The following is a 20,092-nucleotide window of genomic DNA, read 5'->3' on the forward strand; positions in this document are numbered from 1 at the left end:
CGGCACCCCCGCCCGCACCACCGGCGCGCCCCGTCCCCGGCGCCTCGTCGAGCACCAGGTACTGCATGGACCGCGCGTCGGCGTCGGTGCCGATCGCGTCGTGCTCCTCGTAGTACTCCTCGAGCACGGCGTCCCACGCGGAACGGTCGAAGCCGCTCGTCGCGTCGAGGTCGCCGAGTCCGGCGGGGTCGTCGGCCGCTGCGAGCAGCACCCGCTGGAACAGGGCGTTGCGCACGAGCACCCGGAACGCCCGGACGTTGCCGGTCAGACGCGCGGGCTGCGGCGGCGCGATCTCGGCGTGGGGAGCGACCCCGGACTCCTCGGCGGCCAGCAGGAGGTCACCGTTGAGCAGCGCCTCCCACTCGTCGACCAGGGACGAGTCCGTCTGCCGCACGACCTCGCCGAGCCACTCGATCAGGTCGTCGAGCTCCTGGGTCCGCTGCTCCTCGGTGATGGTCTGGCGCATCGTGCGGTAGGCGTCGGACAGGTACCGGAGCACGAGGCCCTCGGAGCGGGTGAGCTGGTAGAACTGCACGAAGTCGCCGAAGGTCATGGCCCGCTCGTACATGTCGCGGACGACGGCCTTGGGCGAGAGCGCGAAGTCGAGCACCCAGGGCTGCTCGGCCGCGTACGACTCGTACGCCGCGGTGAGCAGCTCGTCGAGCGGCTTCGGCCAGGTGACCTCCTCGAGCAGCTCCATCCGCTCGTCGTACTCGATGCCCTCCTGCTTCATGCGGGCGACGGCCTCGCCGCGTTCCTTGAACTGCTGCTGCGCGAGGATCGCCCGGGGGTCGTCCAGCGTGGCCTCGACGATCGAGACCATGTCGAGCGCGTAGGTCGGCGACTCGGGGTCGAGCAGCTCGAACGCGGCGAGCGCGAACGGCGACAGCGGCTGGTTGAGCGCGAAGTTCGGCGCGAGGTCGACCGTCAGGCGGTACTCGCCGTCGACCTTCTCGATCACGCGGGCGTTGATCAACGTGCGGCCGATCGTGAGCGCCCGCCGGGCCATCGCGAGCTGCCGGGAGCGCGGCTCGTGGTTGTCGAACACCAGGGACCGCACGTCCTCGAACACGGATCCCCCGCGTGCGACGACGGAGAGCACCATCGCGTGCGTGATCCGCATCCGCGACACCATCGGCTCCGGTTCGGCACCGATGAGCCGCTCGAACGACGGCTGTCCCCAGGAGACGAACCCCTCGGGCGCCTTCTTGCGCTTGATCTTGTTCTTCTTCTTCGGGTCGTCCCCGGCCTTCGCGACGGCCCGTGCGTTCTCGATGTCGTGCTCGGGCGCCTCGGCGACGACGTCACCCTCGGTGTCGTACCCGGCGCGACCGGCACGGCCGGCGATCTGGTGGAACTCGCGGGCGGACAGCTGCCGCATCTTGGTGCCGTCGAACTTCGTCAGCCCGGTGAACAGCACCGCGCGGATCGGCACGTTGATGCCGACGCCGAGCGTGTCGGTGCCGCAGATGACGGGCAGCAGGCCGCGCTGGGCGAGCTGCTCGACGAGCCGCCGGTACTTCGGCAGCATCCCGGCGTGGTGCACCCCGATCCCGGCGCGGATGAGCCGCGACAGCACCTGCCCGAAGCCGGCGCTGAACCGGAATCCGGCGATCGCTGCGGCGATCTCGTCACGGCGTTCGCGGGAGGCGACGCGCGCCGACATGAGCGCCTGCGCCCGTTCGAGCGCGGCGGCCTGGGCGAAGTGGACGATGTAGACCGGCGCCTTGCCCTCCTCGAGCAGCCGTTCGACGGTCTCCTGCACGGGCGTCATCACGTACTCGTAGGACAGCGGGACCGGCCGCGAGACGCCGGTGACCCGGGCCGTCGGCCGACCGGTGCGCCGGGACAGGTCGTCGGCGATGGTCGTCACGTCGCCGAGGGTCGCGGACATGAGCAGGAACTGCGCGCGCTCGAGCACGAGCAGCGGCACCTGCCACGCCCACCCGCGGTCCGGGTCGCCGTAGAAGTGGAACTCGTCCATCACGACGACGTCGACCTCGGCGTCGGGCCCCTGCCGCAGCGCGAGGTTCGCCAGGATCTCCGCGGTGCAGCACACGATCGGGGCGTCGGCGTTGACGCTCGAGTCGCCCGTGACCATGCCGACGTTCTGCGCGCCGAACAGGTCGACGAGCTGGAAGAACTTCTCGGAGACGAGCGCCTTGATCGGCGCGGTGTAGTAGCTCCGCTTGCCCTCGGCGAGCGCCGCGAAGTGCGCACCCGCCGCCACCAGGGACTTGCCGGTCCCGGTGGGCGTGCTGAGGACCACGTTCGCACCGGAGACGAGCTCGATGACGGCCTCGTCCTGCGCGGGGTACAGGGGTCGGCCGCCGGACGCCGCCCAGTCGGCGAACGCCTCGTAGACCGCGTCGGGGTCGACGACGCCGTCGACCGCCGCCGGCAGGGCGGCGACGAGGGGCGGGACGGTGGTGACGTCGGTCATGCACCCATCCTCCCAGGTGGGCGGTGACCGCCCGACGGACGGGAGGCACGGTGCCGGCCCGCCACGAGTCTCCCGTCACGCACGCGGCGGCCGGGAGGAACGTGACGGCGGCGACCCGCGCCTCCCGGCCGGCACGGGGCGGACGGAAGGCGCGGTGCGGGCCCGCCACGCGCCTCCCGTCCGACCCTGGCCACGTTTGGATGCGCGCGCATAGACTCGACCCGTGCGCGAACTCGGCTTCCTGTCCTTCGTCCCGAACCACGGCGGCCCTGCGGGTGCCGCCGCCGCGCTCGAGGACGGCCTGCGGCTCTTCGAGACGGCCGAGTCCCTCGGCTACGGCACCGGCTGGGTGCGCGGTCGGCACTTCGAGCCGTTCCTCACCAGCCCCATGACCTTCTTCGCCGCCGCGGCCCAGCGCACCAGCTCGATCGGCTTCGGCACCGCCGTGCTCGGCATGCGCTACGAGGACCCGGTCCGGCTCGCCGAGGACGCGAGCACCGTCGACCTCCTGAGCGGCGGCCGCGTGCAGCTCGGCATCAGCACCGGCATCCCGGGCTACGGCCCGATCCTCGACCCGGTGTTCGGCGCCTCGGAGCGCAGCTTCCGCGACGAGGCCGAGGCACGCGCCGCCCGCCTGCTCGAGGTCCTGCGCGGTGAACCGCTCGGCACCTCCGGCAAGGGCTACGAGAGCATCCCGGCCGACACCGAACTGACCCTGCAGCCGCAGAGCCCAGGGCTGCTCGAGCGCGTCTGGTGGGGCGGCGGGAGCCTCGGCACCGCGGAGCGCACCGCCGACAAGGGCCTGCTGCTGCACTGCTCCACGCTGAACACCGAGGACACCGGCGAACCGTTCTCCGTCGCGCAGGCGGCCCAGGTCGAGGCGTACCGGGCCCGCTTCGCCGAACGACACCCGGGCCGCACGCCGAAGGTCGCGGTCGGGCGCATCGTCGTGCCGCTCCTCGACGACCACGACCGTGCCGTGCACGAGGAGTTCCTCACCGGGTACGCCAGCGGCATGGACGACGAGGGCCGACCGCTCTCCGGCCCGCCGTTCCGCTTCAGCAAGGTCGTCGCGGGAGGCGTCTCCGAGATCGTGGACGCCCTGGCCGCCGACCCGGCCGTGACGGCGACCGACGAGCTCGTCGTCACCCTGCCGGCGAACGGCGACGCGGCGTCGCACGAGCGGATCCTGCGGATCGTGGCCGAGGAGGTCGTCCCGCAGCTGCGGTGACGGCTCGCGGTGGACCAGGCATCCGGCCGGGCCCACGCACGGTGGTCCCGGTACCCGGCCGGATGTCCATCCGGTTCCTGATCCACACCGGATGGTCGCTCCACTCTCGCACCGCCTGAGTGGTTTGTCATCATCGCTGCTCGGACAAGATGACTGATGTTCACGCCTGTTTCGACGCCCGGGCGTGTTGCGTCCAGTCGGTCCCAGCGATCCGAGGCGCAGCAGCGCGGACGGTCCCGGCAGAGCATGCGGCTGCATGTACGTGCCCGGAAGAGGAATGCGCCCCCGCGTCGAGGCAGGGGCGCATCCGGACGCACCAGGGTCGAGGGGGCTTCGACGGTCGGATCAGGAGACCGCGTCGCGCACACGACGACCCCGTGGTGGTGCGTGTGCTGACGGTAACCAGCCGTCGAGCACTGGTCGATGGTACTGCTCGGGGTCGTCGTGCGCGCGGGAAGCGGCTACTCCAGTTCGAGGGTCGTCGTCCCGACGATCGCGGTCACCGACTCGGCGACGTGCAGCGAGAACGTGCCGGGCTCGTACCGCCAGGCACCGTCCCAGTGCGCGAACGCCCGTGCCGGCACCTCGATCGAGACCTCGGTCGACGCACCGGCGTCGAGCCGCACCGGCGCGAAGCCGACGAGCCAGCGGACGGGGCGGTCGACGGCCGACTCCTCGCGCGAGGCGTAGACCTGCACGACGTGCTTGCCCGCGCGGTCGCCGGTGTTCGCGACGGTCGCGGTGACGATCACCGCATCGCCCTCGCGGACGGTCGGCGTCGCGCTGATGCCGTCGATCGCCCAGGTCGTGTAGCCGAGGCCGTGGCCGAACGGGTACGCGGGCTCGGTCCCGGCGCGGAGCCAGGCCCGGTACCCGACGTGCACGCCCTCGTCGTACGAGACCTTCCCGTCGACCGGGGTGACGTTCGCGACCGGGACGTCCTCGAGCGTCGCCGGCCACGTGGTGGGCAGGCGACCGCCGGGTTCGGCCGCGCCCGTGAGCACGTCGGCCAGGGCGTTGCCGTACTCCTGGCCGCCGAACCAGGTGAGGAGCACCGCGGCGACGTCGTCCCGCCAGGGCATCTCGACCGGTGACCCGGAGTTGACCACCACGACGGTGTTCGGGTTCGCGGCGGCGACCGCACGGACCAGGTCGTCCTGGTGTCCGGGGAGCGCGAGCGACGAGCGGTCGTAGCCCTCGGACTCCACCTTGCTGTTCGTGCCGACCACGACGATCGCGACGTCCGCGCCGGTCGCGGTCGCGACGGCCGCCTCGACGAGGGCCGCGGGGTCGGCGTCGCTCGGCTCGGTGCCGAACTGGTACGCGAGCACCCCGCCGAGCGCCTCGTCCTGCACGATGTCGTGCTCGATCCGGATCGCGACCGGTCGGCCGGCCTCGCCCTGCACGGGCACCGAGCGCGCCGGCGGGTTGAGGAAGGCGGCACCGAGCTGGTCGCCCTCGTACGGCACGGTCTCGTCGAGCAGGAGCTCGCCGTCGATCCAGAGGCGCGAGCGGCCGGCGGCGCCGATGCCGATCCGGACCGTGCCCGTCGTCTCGGGGGTGTACGTGGTGGTGATGTCGAGCCGGTCGGCCTCCCGCGTCGGGGCGTCGCCGCCGAACCAGAACAGCGCGGTGGCGCGGCGGTCCTCGACGTACAGCTCCTCGCCGTCCCGCACGAACGCGACGCGGGCGCCGGGCTCGCCGGTGCCGGGGTTCGTGATGGTCGACAGCGGGAACTCGGCGATCCCCTCCTGCACGACCGCACCGATGGCGTACTCGACCGTCGCACCCGGGAACGCCGCCCGGACGCCGTCGATCGGTGACACGACACGCTCCGGCACGACCGTCGCCGAGCCGCCGCCCTGCGTGCGCGCCTGGTCGGCGTTGTGCCCGACGATCGCGATGCGGGAGACCGCGGCGGGGTCGAGCGGCAGCACGCCGGTGTTCCGGACGAGCACGGTGCCCTCGGCCTCGGCACGGCGCACGAAGGCGATCCCGTCCTCGACGTGCACCGGACGCTCGGCGACCGGCTCGAAGCCCTCGAGGGCACCGACACGGGCGGCGAGCACGAGGATGCGGCGGACCTTGCGGTCGATCGCCGCCTCGGGCACCTCGCCGGACTGCACGGCGGCGAGCAGCGGGCCCTCGCTCCACCACGGGTTCGGTCCGGGCATCGCGACGTCCTGCGAGGCCTTCGCCGACTCGACGGAGCGCACGCCCGTCCAGTCGGACACGACGATCCCGTCGAAGCCCCACTCCGCGTTGAGCGGCGTCTCGAGCAGGTCGTTCTCCGACGCGGTCACGCCGTTGACCGCGTTGTACGACGACATCACGGCCCAGGCGTGCGCCTCGGTCACGGCCTTCTCGAACGCGAGCAGGTACAGCTCCCGGAGCGCCCGGTCGGACACCTCGGTCGACGCGGTGAAGCGGTCGGTCTCGTAGTCGTTCGCGATGTAGTGCTTCGGGGTCGCGGCGACGCCGTTCTCCTGCACGCCGGCGACGTAGCTCGCGGCGAGGTCGCCGGTCAGCAGCGGGTCCTCACTGAACGCCTCGAAGTGCCGGCCGCCGAGCGGGGAGCGGTGCAGGTTGATGGTCGGGCCGAGGACGACGTCGACACCCTTGCGCCGGGCCTCCACGGCGGCCGCGGCACCGTAGCGCTTCGCGATCGCACGGTCCCAGGACGCCGACAGCGCGGTGGCCGAGGGCAGGTTGAGCGAGGGGTCGCGCTCGTCCCAGACCTCGCCGCGGACGCCGGACGGACCGTCCGACATGAGGATGCGCCGCAGACCGATCTTCTCGATCGGCCAGGTGGTCCAGAAGTCGCGTCCGGTCAGCAGCTGGACCTTCTCCTCGGTCGTCAGCTGTCCGAGGAGCGCGTCGATGCGCTCGGTCAGCGGCGACGGACGGGAGGCGCGGGTCGTTTCGTCCACGGTGGTCACGATGGTCGGTCCCTTCGGTGTTCGACGGGCGCCGGGGCAGGACCTCCGCGCGCCATCGTCGGCGGCTCGGGCCAGCGTAGCACCGAAAACCTATCCGAAGTCGGTTTCTGCGGGTGGGAGCGGACGGTACGCTCGCGCCATGGCACGACGGGGTTCGTACGCGAAGGGCATCGCGAAGCGCGAGGAGATCCTCACGGTCGCGCTCGACCTCGTCGCCCAGCAGGGGTTCCGGCGCACGAGCATCAAGGACATCGCCGACGCCGTGGGGCTCACGCAGGCCGGGCTGCTGCACTACTTCGACTCGAAGGACGAGCTCTGGGTCGAGGTGCTCCGCCGCCGCGACGAGGTCGACCTCGCACAGGACTGGGGTGCCGCCGCGTCCGACCCCGGCTCGTTCCTGGCGGCGATCGTCCGGCACAACACCGAGGTCCCCGGCCTCGTGCAGATGTTCGTGAACCTGTCCGCCGCGGCGGCCACCGACCCGGAGCACCCCGCGCACGAGTACTTCCGCGAGCGCTACGAACGCAGCCGCGGGGACTTCGCCGCCGACTTCCGCGCGATGCAGCAGGACGGCCGACTCCGTGCCGATGTCGACCCCGAGCAGCTCGCGAGCGTGCTCCTGGCGATCTCCGACGGCATGCAGATCCAGTGGCTCTACGACCCGACGCGGGACATGGCCGAGCACGTCGAGCTCGTCGCCCGGCTCGCGGTCGCCCAGGCCGTCACGCCCGCCGTCTGACCACCGCCCCACCTCGCGCCCGCCGGACAGGTACCGCCAGTGCCTGGTCCCGTCCGCCCGCCGGACGGCAGGATGGGACGCGGCCGACCACGGCCGACCGACGACGATGTGGAGTGACGCGATGACGCGTGTTGTGGTGACCGGAGGCAGCGGCAAGCTCGGACGGGCGGTCGTCCGCGACCTCGACGAGCACGGGTACGACGTGGTCCTGCTCGACCGGGTCCCCTCCCCCGACAAGCCCGAGCGGGTGCCGTTCGTCCGCGTCGACCTGAGCGACTACGGCCAGGTGCTCGGTGCGCTGACCGGCATCGACGACCGCTACGACGCCGTCGACGCCGTGGTGCACCTCGCGGCCGTGCCCGCCCCGGGCCAGGTGCCCGACGTGGCGTTGATCACGAACAACGTCACGGCGTCGATCAACGTCTTCCACGCGGCCCGTGTCGCCCGAATCAAGAACGTCGTGTGGGCGTCGAGCGAGACCCTGCTCGGCATCCCGATGGGCGAGCACCACCCGCCGTACCTGCCCGTCGACGAGGAGTTCGCGGTGCGCCCGCAGTCCTCGTACTCGCTCGGCAAGGCCGTCGAGGAGGAGATGGCCCGCCACTTCACGCGCTGGGACCCGGAGCTGAAGATGATCGGTCTGCGGTTCTCGAACGTCATGGACGAGACCGACTACCCGGCCTTCCCGTGGGACGCCTCCCCCGAGGCGAAGACCTTCAACCTGTGGTCGTACATCGACTCGCGCGACGGCGCCCAGGCCGTGCGGAAGTCGCTCGAGGCCGACCTCACCGGCTTCGAGGCCTTCGTCATCGCGAGCCCGGACACCGTCATGGACACCCCGACGATCGAGCTCGTCGAGCGCTTCGTGCCGGACATCGAGCGTCGCGCCGACATCGACGGCGTCAGCTCGCTGCTCTCGATCGAGAAGGCTCGCGAGCTCCTCGGCTACGCACCCGAGCACAGCTGGCGCGACCACCGCACGCACTGACACCGTCCCCCGCCTGCGGGACGCGACGCAGGCGGTCGAGTCCCGCAGGCGGGTGCGCCCCGCAGGCGGTCGCGTCCCGCAGGCGGGTGCGCCCCGCAGGCGGTTGCGTCCAGCGGACGGGAACCGGCAGGCAGGCACGCGGTCCAGGCCGGACGGGAGGCGCGGGTCGCCTCAGGACGTCGGCGCGAGCAGCAGGCCGTCCAGCACCAGGTCCCGCACCCGCGGCAGCAGGTCGGCCGACAGTGCGTCGCCGTCGACCCCGGTGATCTGCGCGATGGCGGCGACGATCGCCGCGACCGACAGTTCGCCGTCGCAGGCCCCGACGAACGCGGCGAGCGCCGTGTCCGCGTCCACGCGCCGACCGAACCCGCCGCCCTGCACCAGGGTGATGACGGTCGGGTCGTCGTTGCCGGGCCAGTAGTGCCGCTCCTCGGTGACGTCGCCGGCGACCCGCAGGTGCGCCGACGCCAGCGCTGCGTCGTCGTGCACGCCGAGCCACGCAGCCGCGTCGAGGACGCGTGCCACCGTCGCACCGAGCCCCGCGGGGTTGGAGCCGAGCGCCTCGGGGACGCGCTCGAACCGACGGAGCCGGGCCGGGCCTCCCGTCGGTCGCCGCACCACGACGTAGCCGAAGCCGACCCCGGTGACCCGCCGCGTCGCGAAGTCGTCGAGCCAGGCGTCGACCAGGGCGTCGGACTCGGGCGTGCCGGGCTTGGTGCCACCGTCCCGGATCCAGGTCTCGGCGTAGGCGGGCGGGTCCTCGCGCTCGCGTTCCACGACCCACACGTCGAGGTCGGTGTCCGCGAACCACGACCGCACCCGCTCGAGCCCGTCGTCGCCCCAGCGGTACTCCCAGTTGCCGAGCAGCTGCGCGGTCCCACCGGGTTCCAGGTGGTCCGCCAGGCCGCGCAGCACCGTCTCGACCAGGGCGTCGCCGACCATGCCGCCGTCGCGGTACTCGTAGGCCGGGACACCGTCGCGGCGCGGGGTGATCACGAACGGCGGGTTCGACACGATGCGGTCGAAGCGTTCCCCGGCGACCGGCTCGAACAGGGAACCGAGCCGCAGGTCGATGCCGTCGACGCCGTTGAGCGCCGCGTTGAACCGGGCGATGTCGAGGGCCCGCTGCGAGATGTCGGTGGCCACGACCTCGTCGGCGAACCGTCGGGCGTGCAGCGCCTGGATCCCGCACCCGGTACCGAGGTCGAGCACCCGCCGCACGGGCACGGGCACCTGCAGACCGGACAGCGTCGTCGAGGCACCGCCGATGCCGAGCACGTGCTCCTCGCCGAGGGCCGTGCCGAGCGCGAGCTCCCCGAGGTCGGAGACGATCCACCAGCTGCCGGCACCGAGGTCGTCGACGAACGCGTAGGGCCGCAGGTCCACGGTCGGACGCACCCGCTCGTGCCCGGCGTCCGGGACGCCCGCGTCGTCGGAGTCGTCGTCGCGCCGCAGCAGCCCGGCGGCGAGCACGCCGTCGAGGCCGGCGGTCGGGAAGGCCCGCTCGGCGTCGGACCGCGGGACGGGCAGGCCGAGCACGAACAGCGTCGCGAGGGTCGCCAGGGCCGACGGCTCCCGTGCGGCGAGGGCCCGGAGCGCGGCGACCCGCGAGCCGCGGTGCAGCGACGCGGCCGCCTCGCTCCCCCACAGTGCGTCGACCCGGTCGACCGTGAAGCCGGCGGCGTCGAGGTCCGCGGCGAGCGCGGTGACCACGGCGGGGTGGGTGCGGACGGTCGGGAGCACGTGCCGCGGGCCGGTGTGGGCGGCGGCGCGGAGAGCAGCAGGGGTCGCGACGGGGTGCGTGCCGGGCAACGCATCGCCCGCGGCCGCGGTCACGCCGGGACCTCCGCCCGCATCAGGGCGGCGGGCACCGTCCAGTCGACGACGAGGTCGAGCAGGCCGGGGAAGCGCTGCTGCACGTCCTCGACCCGCACGCGGCTCGACCGCACCAGGCCCTCCTGGTGCTGCTCGAGCAGCCCGGCTTCGCGCAGCACGCGGAAGTGGTGCGTCAGCGTGGACTTCGGTCGGTCGACGCCGACCCACCCGCAGCTGCGCACCCCGCCGGCCGCGTCCACCAGGTAGCGGTGCAGGATCGCGAGCCGGATCGGGTCGCTCAGCGCGTCGAGCACGACGGGCAGCTCCATCTCGGCCGCGGTCGGCTGCGGCAGGCGTTCTGGGGCGACGGAGTCCACGGGCGCGGCGGGCATGCCACGACGGTAGCACCGCCGCTCGATCAGTACGAGTTGCGTCGTACAGTCGGACTGCTGTACGAATGTGCTCGTACAGCAGTCGACCCGGCAGGAAGGTGCCCCATGCAGTCAGCACGCGGAGTCGCGGGGTTCTGGATCCTCGCCGCCATGCTCTTCGTGGCGATGGCCTCGTCCTCGGTCCCGTCGCCGATCTACCCCGTCTACGCCGCCGAGTGGGACCTCACCCCGCTCATGCTCACGGGCGTGTTCGCGATCTACGTCGCCGGACTCCTGGTCACCATGCTCGTCGCCGGTCGACTGTCGGACCACGTCGGTCGCAAGCCCGTGCTCGTCGCCGGCGGGCTGCTGCTCGTCGTGTCGCTCGTGCTGTTCACCGGCGCCGACGGCTTCGCGGCACTCGTGGTCGACCGGATCGTGCAGGGCGTCGCGGTCGGACTCCTCATCGGCGCCCTCGGCGCGGCACTCATCGACAACTCGCTCGAGCGCTTCCCGTCGCTCGCCGGTGTCCTGAACGGTGCGGTCCCGCCCTTCGCCCTGGCGACCGGAGCCGTGTCGAGCGGCGCCCTGGTCGAGTGGGGCCCGGCGCCGGAGCAGCTCGTCTACGTGCTCTTCGGTGCGCTCCTGCTGCTGCTCGTCGCCGCCCTGGCCGTCGTGCCCGAGCGGGTCACCCGCCGCCCGGGCGCGCTCCGCTCCCTCCGCCCGACCGTGTCCGTGCCCCGGGCGTCGCGAGCACTGTTCCGCGGCGTCGCCGGTGCCCTCGTCGCGAGCTGGGCGCTGGGCGGGCTGTTCCTGTCGCTCGTGCCGTCGGCGCTCGGCGCGGTGTTCGGCATCCACGACCACTTCGCGGCCGGGGCCCTCATCGCGGTCGTCACCGGGGTCGGCGGGCTGACCGGGCTCGCCATCCAGCGCCTCGACACGCGTCGGAGCCTGTTCCTCGGTCTCGTCGCGCTCATCGTCGGTCCGGTGGTCACCGTGTCGTTCGTGTTCGCGCACTCGCTGCCCGGACTCGTGGTCGGGAGCGCGATCGCGGGGGTCGGCTTCGGTGCGGGGTTCCAGGCACCGCTGCGGATGCTGCTCGCGACCGCCGCCCCCACGCACCGCGCCGGACTGCTGTCGTCGGTCTACGTCGTCAGCTACCTGGCGTTCGGTGTGCCGGCCGTCGTCGCGGGTCTCCTCGAACCGACGTTCGGCTTCGTGCCCGTGCTCGCCGGGTACGGCGCGTTCATCGTCCTCGCGGCGACGATCGCCCTCGTGCTGCAGGGAACGTCGCGCGGTTCTGCAGCGGTCGAGGAGCGCGCCGCCGAGGCCGTCGAGCGCACGGCGACGGGCTCCGTCCGGACCGCCGAGTAGCGCGAGCCGAGGTCAGTGCCCGGGGCGCGCCTGGTTCGCCCGCGGGTTCGGCCGTTGCCCCGCCCGCACCCCGGTGCTCCGGTGCGCGTCGGCGTGCGCGGCGTCGACGTCCGCCTTGCCCCGGTCGGCGGCGTTCCGGAGCCACTGCGGCCCGTGCCGCTTCGCCCAGTCCCAGAAGCGGTGCAGCAGTGCGCGGAGCCACGTGATGATCCGGTGGAAGAAGTGGAACTCGCTCGCCAGGATCGTCAGACCGATGAACACCACGAGCCACCCGGGCCCGGGCAGCGGGACGAGGATCAGGCCGATCACGACGACGAGACCGCCGACGATCCCGACGAGCACCTTGTAGAACAGGTGCAGCCCGGGCCGCGCGTGGATCCACGTCCGGAGGTCGCGGAACCACCGGAAGCGGTGGGGTCGGTCGTCGGTCTGCTGGGCCTCGGCACGCACGACCGCATCGGGTCGCTCGTGGGTGTCGCCGTCCATGGCGGCACCGTAGGACGCGCGGCTGGGAAACGGCGGCGCAACCGGTCCACGCGGGGTGAGCGGACCGGCGGGCGCACCACGCGCCTCCCGTCCGTCCCGTGTCGCACCGGCGAGCGGGCAGGCGGACGGGCCACGCGCCTCCCGTCCGTCCCGTGGCGGCTCCCACCCGGCCGGGAGGCGCACCACCAGTCCCCGACGTCGGTCACCGCCGCAGGCGGGTGCAGAAGGGGCGCGTCAGGCGTGCGCGACGCAGGTCGCCGCCCACGGGACCGCCGCCAGCCGGGCCTCCGGGATCGGCTCACCGCCGACGGCGCACCGCCCCCACGTGTCGGCGTCGAGCCGCGCGAGCGCGGCGTCCACGAGGCGGACCCGCTCGCGGGCGGCGTCCCGCACCGCGCCGAGCGAGCCGCGCTCCCACGCGAGGGTCGCACCCTCGGGGTCGTGCTCGTCGTCACTGTTCGCGTCGAGCCGGGCGTCGCTGACGTCCTGCATGCTCCGCTCGACGTCGGCCAGCAGGCGCTCGTTCCGCTGCCGCTCGGCGGTGAGGGCTGCGCGGGGATCGTCCATGCCGCCACGGTAACCGCCCGCCGACCGCGAAGACCGTCGAGCGGATCGAGCGGACTGCCGGGCGGGCGGAATGTGCACACCGTCGCATGCGTTCGCATCGGCATGACCAAGATCGGGTTCCTGTCCTTCGGACACTGGCGCGACGTGCCGGGCTCCCGCGTGCGCAGCGGCCGCGAGGCCCTCGTGCAGGCGATCGACCTCGCCGTCGCCGCGGAGGAGGCGGGCGTCGACGGGGCGTACTTCCGCGTGCACCACTTCGCACCGCAGCAGGCCGCGCCCTTCCCGCTCCTCGCCGCGGTCGCCGCCCGGACCAGCCGCATCGAGATCGGCACCGGCGTGATCGACATGCGCTACGAGAACCCGCTGTACATGGCCGAGGAGGCCGCGGCCACCGACCTCATCTCGGGCGGCCGACTGCAGCTCGGTGTGAGCCGGGGGTCACCCGAGACCGCCCTCGCCGGGTACCAGCAGTTCGGCTACGTCCCCGACCCGGACGACCCGAACGGCGGCGACATGGCCCGTGCGCACACCGACGTCTTCCGCCGCGCGATCGCCGGCGAGCCGATGGCGAACGCGAACCCGCAGATGACCGGCTCCGTCGGCTCGCTGCCCGTCTCGCCGCTGTCCGACGACCTGCCCGACCGGATCTGGTGGGGTGCCGGCACCCGTGCCACCGCGGAGTGGACCGCCGAGCAGGGCATGAACCTCATGTCCTCGACCCTGCTCACCGAGGACACCGGCGTGCCGTTCGACCAGCTCCAGGCCGAGCAGATCGCCCGCTTCCGCAGCACCTGGGCGGACATGGGCTGGGGCCGAGAGCCCCGGGTCTCCGTCTCGCGGAGCATCATCCCGATCACCGACGACGAGTCGCGGCACTCCTTCGGCGTCCGCGCGCAGGTCGAGGGGCAGGACCAGGTCGGACACCTCGACGGTGGGCTCGCCCGGTTCGGCCGCTCCTACATCGGCGAGCCCGAGCAGCTCGTGGCGGAGCTCGCCGCCGACGAGGCCGTCCGCGCCGCCGACACCGTGCTCGTCACCGTGCCGAACCAGCTCGGCGTCGACTTCAACGCCCGACTGCTCGCGGCGACGAAGGCCGTGATGGACGAGGTCGACGCGGCCGTCGTGCACGTCTGACCGGTCCGGACGCGGTGTGTGAGGAGCGCCCACACACCGCGTCCGACGGTCGCTAGGTCCGGTCGGTCGGCATCGGCCAGAGCAGCCGGAAGCGCTCGCACAGCACCGGCATGTCCGGTTCGAACCCGCGGTCGTTCTCGGAGTGCTCACGCCAGTAGCGCTCGTGCACCGCGCGCCAGTGCTCGAGCGTGCGGTCGCCCTCCCCCTCGGCGCGGGCGTGCTCGGCGTCGACCTGGTCGAACGGCACGACCCGGAGGTCGGTCGTCTCGATCACGGCCCGCGGTTCGCCACGGCCATCGAGGACCACGCTGAGCTCGCCGACCTCGGGCAGCGGCTCGCCGGTCGCCTCGTAGTCCCACATCGACGACGCCGTCCCGTCCTTGATGCCGCGCAGGACCAGGTCGAGCAGTCCGTCGGCCTGCTCCGGGGTCGCGCCGAAGGCCCACGCCTCCGGGACCGCCTCGGGCAGCGCGGGCATCTCGGCACGGCGGGCGGCCCAGAAGTCGGGCAGGGCGTCGGAGGCGGTGACCACCAGCCGACCGTAGCGCAGGCCGAAGGCGACGCGCAGGACCCGGCCGACGCACTGGACTGGTCCCCCTTCCTGCCGACACCCGCGTTGGGACTGTGAGCGGTCCTCCCGTGCGCGTAGCGTCGAGGGCAGCACCGTCCACCGCACCCTCGAGGAGCACCCGTGACACTGCCGGCCGCAGGCTGGTTCCCGGACCCGCGCGACGCCAGCCGTCTGCGCTGGTGGGACGGTCACGCCTGGGGCGCCGCGACGCGGATGACCCCGGCTCGTCCGGGGCCGGCGGTCCCGACCGTCGCCGCACCCGTCGGACCGTCGTTCTCGGTGCAGGACGGGCCGCTGCACACGGGGTCCTGGGCGTCGGGTGCCACCTCGCCGGGTGCCGGCATCGCCGCGACCGCCGCGGTCGTGCTCGCGCTCCTGTCGGTCGCGTGGAACCCGCTCGGTCTGGTGAGCCTCCTCGCGCTGGTCGCCGGCGTGCTCGGGATCGGGCGGGACGCGAGCGACGGCGGCCTGCGCGTGCTGGCGCGGAGCCTCGCGGCGAGCGCCGTGGTCATCGCTGTCGGGACGGGCGCCGTGGCGGCGTCCGCGCAGTACCACCTGTTCTGAGCCGGCCCGGCGTCGTCCGGTCCCGACGGGCGGGACGGAGCGTGCCGGGCCGGAGCGGGCCGGGCCGGACGCTTGCTACCGCCGCGCCCGCGGGTGTGCCGTCTGGTACACGTCCCGGAGCGCGTCCGCCGTCACGAGCGTGTAGATCTGCGTGGTCGCGACGCTCGCGTGCCCGAGGAGCTCCTGCACCACCCGGACGTCGGCACCGCCCTCGAGCAGGTGCGTGGCGAACGAGTGCCGGAAGGTGTGCGGCGACACGTGTGCGGCCAGGTCCGCCCGCTGGGCCGCGGCCTGGATCACGAGCCAGGCGCTCTGCCGGGACAGCCGGGCTCCCCGTGCGCCGAGGAACAGCGCCGGCGTCCCGGAGCCCCGTGCGGCGAACACCGGCCGCGCCCGCACCAGGTACGCGTCGACCGCGGCCCGGGCGTAGCTGCCGAGCGGGACGATGCGCTGCTTGTTGCCCTTGCCGGTGACCTTCACCACGGCGACGTCCGCGACGCCGGAGCGGTCGGTGGCGCGCGGCTCGTCGTCGTCCACGACGTCCGCGCCGAGGACACCGCCGCCACCGTCGCCGCCCTCGACGTCGCCGAGCGTCGCCAGGTCGTCCACCGACAGCCCGACCGCCTCCGAGATCCGGGCACCCGTCGCGTACAGCAGCTCGAGCAGCGCCCGGTCCCGCAGGCGCACCGGGTCGTCGTCGTCGGTCGAGCCGGCGGCCTCGAGGAGCCGCTCCACCTCGTCCACCGTGATCGCCTTCGGGAGCCGTGCCGCGGCCTTCGGCGGTCGGACCGCCGTCGACGGGTCCAGCGGCATCCACCCCTCGGCAGCCGCGAAGGCCGTGAACGACCGCACCGAGCTGAGCATCCGGGCGACGGACCGCGGCGCGAGCGGGCCCTCCGGTCGGGTGGTCAGGTGCCCGACGAACCCGGCGACGTCGGCACGGGTGAGCCGGGCGACGTCCGCCGACGCCGCAGCCCCACCGGCACGGTCGGCGCCGGCGGAGTCGACCGTCGGCGCCCCCTGCAACCAGTCCGCGAACACGGCGAGGTCACGCCGGTACGCCGACACCGTGTGCTGCGACAGGCCCCGCTCGATCGCGACGTGCCGGAGGTAGGTCTCCACGGCACGGTCCAGGGGCTTCACCCGACCAACCTAGACGAGCGCGGGACGGAGCCCGTCCGTCAGTGCAGCGCCGCGTCCGGGCCGCCGAACAGGCAGTCCGTGAAGGTCACGGTCAGCCCGCTCCGGGTCGGTGCCGCACAGAACAGCCCCGCCGACACCGCTGCGTCCGGGTCGAGCGGCGCGACCCGCACGAGCCGGGGCTCCTCGCCCTCCGCCCAGGCCCGGACGGTGACCGCGTCCCCGTCCCGGCTCGCGCGCACGGTGACCGTCCGCCCGGCCCACGACGGCACCGGCGCGACCGACCAGTCGGACACCTCGCGCGTGACGACGGCCCCCACCTGCGGCTGCCCGTCCGCGAACTCCACGCCCGCCTTCATCCAGTGCCCGTCGTCGACCCGCAGGAACACCCCGGCCTGGTCGAACTGCTCCGTGAAGTCGAGGACGAACGACACCTCCACCGAGAACGGCCCGTCCGTCGGCCGCACGAGGGCGTGCTCGGAGTCGTGCACGAACCCGTACGAGGTCGTCCGCCACGCGTCGCTGCCCTCGACCGCGGTGACCCGCAGGCCGCCGCCCTCGGGGTCGACCCCGGCGGGCTCGTGCGTCCACGCCCCGTCGTCGAGCAGGGCGCGGAGGCCCTGCGTCACCGGCCGGCCCCGCCCTCGTCCGCGCGACGACGCTCGATCGCGTCCGCCGCGAGGGTCGAGACGATCAGCGCCGAGTTGTGCACCCGCCCCGCGAGGACCGCCGCGACGAGCTCCTCGCGCGGCACCCACCGCTTCACGATGTCGGCTTCCTCGGCCTCGCGCTCGAAGGCGCTCTCGGTGTCACGGATCCCCCGCGCCCGGTAGACCTGGATGAACTCGTCGCTGCCGCCCGACGAGGTGTTGTACCGGACGAGGGGCTCCCAGTGGTCCGCCGCGACGTCGGCTTCCTCGCCGAGTTCGCGCTTCGCGGCCTCGAGGTGGTCCTCGCCCGCGTGGTCGAGCAGGCCCGCGGGCAGCTCCCAGTCGCGCAGGCCGACCGGGTGCCGGTACTGCTGGATGACGAGGACGCGGCCCTCGTCGTCCTCGGCGAACACGGCGACGGCGCCGGTGTGGTCGATGTACTCGCGCACCATGTCGTGCCCGTCGTAGTCGACGACGTCGCGGCGGACGTCCCACACCGCGCCCTCGTACACGACGGTCGACTCGGTGACCGGGTAGGAGGCGGGTTCGTCGGCGATCGGTGCGTCAGTCACCGCCCCATCCTGGCACGCAGCCCCTCGCGGGCCACCCGGTCACCAGGCCACCTCGTGCGCGCACCGCGCGTCCCACGCACCCCACGGACGACGGGAGGCGCGGTGCCAGCCGGCACCGCGCCTCCCGTCAGGACGTGGGTCGCGTCAGGCGACGACCTCCGCCGACTCCTCCTGCGGGTCGAAGAGGCTCGACGCCTCGTGGCGGGCGATCGCCGCGTCCACCAGCCCGGCGAACAGCGGGTGCGCCTTCGTCGGACGCGAGCGCAGCTCCGGGTGCGCCTGCGTGGCGATGTAGAACGGGTGCACGTCGCGGGGCAGCTCGACGTACTCGACCAGGGTGCCGTCGGGCGACGTGCCCGAGAACACCAGGCCGGCGTCCGCGATCTGCTGGCGGTACTGGTTGTTCACCTCGTAGCGGTGACGGTGGCGCTCCGACGCCTCGGGAGCACCGTAGAGCTCGGCGGCGAGCGATCCGTCCGTGAAGTGCGCCGGGTAGAGGCCCAGGCGCATCGTGCCGCCCATGTCGCCGCCGGCGATGATGTCGACCTGCTCCGCCATCGTCGCGATGACCGGCGTCGAGGTCTCCGGGTCGAACTCGGTGCTCGACGCGTCGGTCAGACCGGCCTCGTGGCGGGCGTACTCGATGACCATGCACTGCAGGCCGAGGCACAGGCCGAGCGTCGGGATGCCCTGCTCACGCGCGAAGCGGAGCGCACCGAGCTTGCCCTCGATGCCGCGCACGCCGAAGCCGCCGGGCACGCAGATGCCGTCCACGTCGCCGAGGTGCTTCGCGGCACCCTCGGGCGTCGTGCAGTCGTCCGACACGACCCACTTCAGCGTGACCTTGGCGTTGTGCGCGAAACCACCGGCGCGCAGGGCCTCGGTCACCGACAGGTAGGCGTCGGGCAGGTCGATGTACTTGCCGACGAGGGCGATCGTGACGGCCTTCTTCGGCTCGTGCACGGCGTCGAGGACCGGCTTCCACGCCGACCAGTCCACGTCGTGCGCGTCGAGCTTGAGCGCGTCGATGATGACCTGGTCGAGGCCCTGGTCGTGCAGCAGCGTCGGGAGGTCGTAGATCGAGGGCACGTCCACCGCGTTCACCACGGCGTCCTCGTCCACGTCGCACATGAGGGCGATCTTGCGCTTGTTCGCGTCCGACACCGGGCGGTCGCTGCGCAGGACGAGGGCGTCCGGCTGGATGCCGATCGACCGGAGCGCGGCGACGCTGTGCTGCGTCGGCTTCGTCTTCTGCTCGCCCGAGGCGCTCATGAACGGCACGAGCGAGACGTGCACGAAGAACACGTTGTTGCGCCCGAGCTCGTGGCGCACCTGCCGCGCGGACTCGATGAAGGGCTGGGACTCGATGTCGCCGACCGTGCCGCCGACCTCGGTGATGATGACGTCGGGCTGCGGGTCGTTCTCGGACTGCTCGCGCATCCGGCGCTTGATCTCGTCGGTGATGTGCGGGATGACCTGCACGGTGTCACCGAGGTACTCGCCGCGCCGCTCCTTGGCGATCACCGTCGAGTAGACCTGCCCGGTCGTGACGTTCGCCGACTGCGCCAGGTCGATGTCGAGGAAGCGCTCGTAGTGCCCGATGTCGAGGTCCGTCTCGGCACCGTCGTCGGTCACGAAGACCTCGCCGTGCTGGAACGGGTTCATGGTGCCCGGGTCCACGTTGAGGTACGGGTCGAGCTTCTGCATGACGACCTTGAGGCCGCGCGCCGTGAGCAGGTTGCCGAGGCTTGCCGCCGTCAGGCCCTTGCCGAGGGACGAGACGACCCCGCCGGTCACGAAGATCTGCTTCGTCACCTTCGGGGTCGAGTTGCTGTCGTTCTGGGTACCGCCGCTGAGAGTGTCCGCCACGGGGTTCCATCGTACGTCAGAACCGGCGGGAGGCGCGACCCCCGGTCCGCCACGGGCGTTGCGCCCGGTGCGCGGTGCCGGGACGGCGGCCAGGAGGCGCTGCTCGCGCCCGCCACGGACGTCGCGCCGCGCGCGGGACCGGGCACGGCAGCCGGGAGGCGCGACCCCGGTCCGCCACGCACCTCGCGCCGCCCGCGCGGAGCCGGTCACGGCAGCCGGGAGGCGCGGCTCACGCCCGCCACGGACCTCGCGCCGCGCGCTGGACCGGGCACGACAGCCGGGAGGCGCGACCCCGGTCCGCCACGCACCTCGCGCCGCCCGCGCAGAGCCGGGTACGGCAGCCGGGAGGCGCTGCTCACGCCCGCCACGCACCGCGGCCCGCGCAGAGCCTGTGTACGGCAGCCGGCAGGCGCTGCTCACGCCCGCCACGCACGTCGCGCCGCCGCCCGCGCGGACGGCCGGACGCGCCGGAAGCGGCCGGCCGTTCGTCGGCGCGGCCTCCGCTCGGGCACCCCGCGGCGCGGCCGGGGCGACCTCCGTTCCACGCTGTGCCCGACGGCGCATCGGGCGCTCCGGCGGAGCGCCCGCTGTGCCCGACGGCGCATCGGGCGCTCCGGCGGAGCGGCCCATGCTCCCGAG

17 protein-coding genes are annotated in these 20,092 nt (G+C 73.4%); 6 read left to right on the forward strand and 11 right to left on the reverse strand.

Annotated elements, in window-relative coordinates:
- The coding region (locus tag BEP24_RS10685; protein WP_065963177.1) for an RNA helicase at positions 1–2,443 on the reverse strand (2,443 nt) is incomplete at its 3' end.
- Positions 2,444–2,666: 223 nt separating this feature from the next.
- Between BEP24_RS10685 and BEP24_RS10690 the strand changes: the two genes are divergently transcribed.
- A complete protein-coding gene (locus BEP24_RS10690; RefSeq protein ID WP_065963179.1) occupies positions 2,667–3,674 on the forward strand; it encodes an LLM class flavin-dependent oxidoreductase in 1,008 nt (335 codons plus the stop codon).
- 461 nt (positions 3,675–4,135) lie between these two features.
- Here BEP24_RS10690 and BEP24_RS10695 read toward each other — a convergent pair whose 3' ends face one another.
- Positions 4,136–6,613, reverse strand: a complete 2,478-nt coding sequence (locus BEP24_RS10695; protein WP_065963182.1) for a glycoside hydrolase family 3 C-terminal domain-containing protein — start codon at positions 6,611–6,613, stop codon at positions 4,136–4,138.
- 139 nt (positions 6,614–6,752) lie between these two features.
- Between BEP24_RS10695 and BEP24_RS10700 the strand changes: the two genes are divergently transcribed.
- Both BEP24_RS10700 and BEP24_RS10705 read left to right on the forward strand, forming a co-directional pair.
- Positions 6,753–7,352, forward strand: a complete 600-nt coding sequence (locus tag BEP24_RS10700; protein ID WP_065963185.1) for a TetR/AcrR family transcriptional regulator — start codon at positions 6,753–6,755, stop codon at positions 7,350–7,352.
- Positions 7,353–7,473: 121 nt separating this feature from the next.
- Positions 7,474–8,340 (forward strand): NAD(P)-dependent oxidoreductase, encoded by an 867-nt coding sequence (locus tag BEP24_RS10705; RefSeq protein ID WP_065963186.1) that lies wholly within the window; start codon positions 7,474–7,476, stop codon positions 8,338–8,340.
- A gap of 171 nt (positions 8,341–8,511) precedes the next feature.
- On the opposite strand, the gene BEP24_RS10710 is transcribed toward BEP24_RS10705, so the two are convergent.
- Both BEP24_RS10710 and BEP24_RS10715 read right to left on the reverse strand, forming a co-directional pair.
- Positions 8,512–10,083 carry a class I SAM-dependent methyltransferase gene (locus BEP24_RS10710; RefSeq protein WP_065963211.1) on the reverse strand — a complete coding sequence of 524 codons (1,572 nt, stop codon included), beginning with the start codon at positions 10,081–10,083 and terminating at the stop codon, positions 8,512–8,514.
- An 89-nt stretch (positions 10,084–10,172) separates the two neighbouring features.
- Positions 10,173–10,547: a helix-turn-helix domain-containing protein gene (locus BEP24_RS10715; RefSeq protein WP_065963187.1), complete on the reverse strand. Its 375-nt coding sequence runs from the start codon at positions 10,545–10,547 to the stop codon at positions 10,173–10,175.
- 105 nt (positions 10,548–10,652) lie between these two features.
- Here BEP24_RS10715 and BEP24_RS10720 point away from each other — a divergent pair, with 105 nt between their 5' ends.
- The gene (locus tag BEP24_RS10720; protein ID WP_065963189.1) at positions 10,653–11,900 is read left to right on the forward strand and encodes an MFS transporter; all 1,248 of its coding nucleotides are present in this window, start codon (positions 10,653–10,655) and stop codon (positions 11,898–11,900) included.
- A 12-nt stretch (positions 11,901–11,912) separates the two neighbouring features.
- Here BEP24_RS10720 and BEP24_RS10725 read toward each other — a convergent pair whose 3' ends face one another.
- Both BEP24_RS10725 and BEP24_RS10730 read right to left on the reverse strand, forming a co-directional pair.
- Positions 11,913–12,386: a TIGR02611 family protein gene (locus BEP24_RS10725; protein ID WP_065963193.1), complete on the reverse strand. Its 474-nt coding sequence runs from the start codon at positions 12,384–12,386 to the stop codon at positions 11,913–11,915.
- A gap of 234 nt (positions 12,387–12,620) precedes the next feature.
- Positions 12,621–12,953, reverse strand: a complete 333-nt coding sequence (locus BEP24_RS10730) for a TraR/DksA family transcriptional regulator (protein WP_065963195.1) — start codon at positions 12,951–12,953, stop codon at positions 12,621–12,623.
- Positions 12,954–13,055: 102 nt separating this feature from the next.
- Here BEP24_RS10730 and BEP24_RS10735 point away from each other — a divergent pair, with 102 nt between their 5' ends.
- Positions 13,056–14,087, forward strand: coding sequence for an LLM class flavin-dependent oxidoreductase (locus BEP24_RS10735; RefSeq protein ID WP_253181663.1), 1,032 nt, complete (start codon positions 13,056–13,058; stop codon positions 14,085–14,087).
- 52 nt (positions 14,088–14,139) lie between these two features.
- Here the strand turns inward: BEP24_RS10735 and BEP24_RS10740 are convergent, their stop codons facing one another.
- Positions 14,140–14,565: an ASCH domain-containing protein gene (locus BEP24_RS10740; RefSeq protein ID WP_065963214.1), complete on the reverse strand. Its 426-nt coding sequence runs from the start codon at positions 14,563–14,565 to the stop codon at positions 14,140–14,142.
- Between the two features lie 213 nt (positions 14,566–14,778).
- Here BEP24_RS10740 and BEP24_RS10745 point away from each other — a divergent pair, with 213 nt between their 5' ends.
- Positions 14,779–15,222: a DUF2510 domain-containing protein gene (locus tag BEP24_RS10745; RefSeq protein WP_065963198.1), complete on the forward strand. Its 444-nt coding sequence runs from the start codon at positions 14,779–14,781 to the stop codon at positions 15,220–15,222.
- A 75-nt stretch (positions 15,223–15,297) separates the two neighbouring features.
- Here the strand turns inward: BEP24_RS10745 and BEP24_RS10750 are convergent, their stop codons facing one another.
- From BEP24_RS10750 to BEP24_RS10765, 4 genes are all read right to left on the reverse strand, one after another.
- Positions 15,298–16,365: a site-specific tyrosine recombinase XerD gene (locus BEP24_RS10750; protein ID WP_083230287.1), complete on the reverse strand. Its 1,068-nt coding sequence runs from the start codon at positions 16,363–16,365 to the stop codon at positions 15,298–15,300.
- A 38-nt stretch (positions 16,366–16,403) separates the two neighbouring features.
- Positions 16,404–16,970 carry a DUF1349 domain-containing protein gene (locus BEP24_RS10755; protein ID WP_065963218.1) on the reverse strand — a complete coding sequence of 189 codons (567 nt, stop codon included), beginning with the start codon at positions 16,968–16,970 and terminating at the stop codon, positions 16,404–16,406.
- 17 nt (positions 16,971–16,987) lie between these two features.
- Entirely contained in the window at positions 16,988–17,584 is a 597-nt protein-coding gene (locus tag BEP24_RS10760) for an NUDIX hydrolase (protein ID WP_065963200.1), read from the reverse strand.
- A 144-nt stretch (positions 17,585–17,728) separates the two neighbouring features.
- Positions 17,729–19,399, reverse strand: a complete 1,671-nt coding sequence (locus tag BEP24_RS10765; protein ID WP_141693437.1) for a CTP synthase — start codon at positions 19,397–19,399, stop codon at positions 17,729–17,731.
- Positions 19,400–20,092 lie beyond the last annotated feature (693 nt).

The organism is Curtobacterium sp. UCD-KPL2560, from assembly GCF_001705035.1.
Taxonomy (GTDB): Bacteria; Actinomycetota; Actinomycetes; order Actinomycetales; family Microbacteriaceae; genus Curtobacterium.

Coding starts and splice junctions, on each gene's coding strand:
- BEP24_RS10740 (WP_065963214.1), bottom strand. CDS start 14,565: ATGCCCGCGCTGCCCGAGGCGGTCCCGGAGGCGTGGGCCTTCGGCGCG.
- BEP24_RS10735 (WP_253181663.1), top strand. CDS start 13,056: ATGACCAAGATCGGGTTCCTGTCCTTCGGACACTGGCGCGACGTGCCG.
- BEP24_RS10730 (WP_065963195.1), bottom strand. CDS start 12,953: ATGGACGATCCCCGCGCAGCCCTCACCGCCGAGCGGCAGCGGAACGAG.
- BEP24_RS10720 (WP_065963189.1), top strand. CDS start 10,653: ATGCAGTCAGCACGCGGAGTCGCGGGGTTCTGGATCCTCGCCGCCATG.
- BEP24_RS10715 (WP_065963187.1), bottom strand. CDS start 10,547: ATGCCCGCCGCGCCCGTGGACTCCGTCGCCCCAGAACGCCTGCCGCAG.
- BEP24_RS10725 (WP_065963193.1), bottom strand. CDS start 12,386: ATGGACGGCGACACCCACGAGCGACCCGATGCGGTCGTGCGTGCCGAG.
- BEP24_RS10700 (WP_065963185.1), top strand. CDS start 6,753: ATGGCACGACGGGGTTCGTACGCGAAGGGCATCGCGAAGCGCGAGGAG.
- BEP24_RS10705 (WP_065963186.1), top strand. CDS start 7,474: ATGACGCGTGTTGTGGTGACCGGAGGCAGCGGCAAGCTCGGACGGGCG.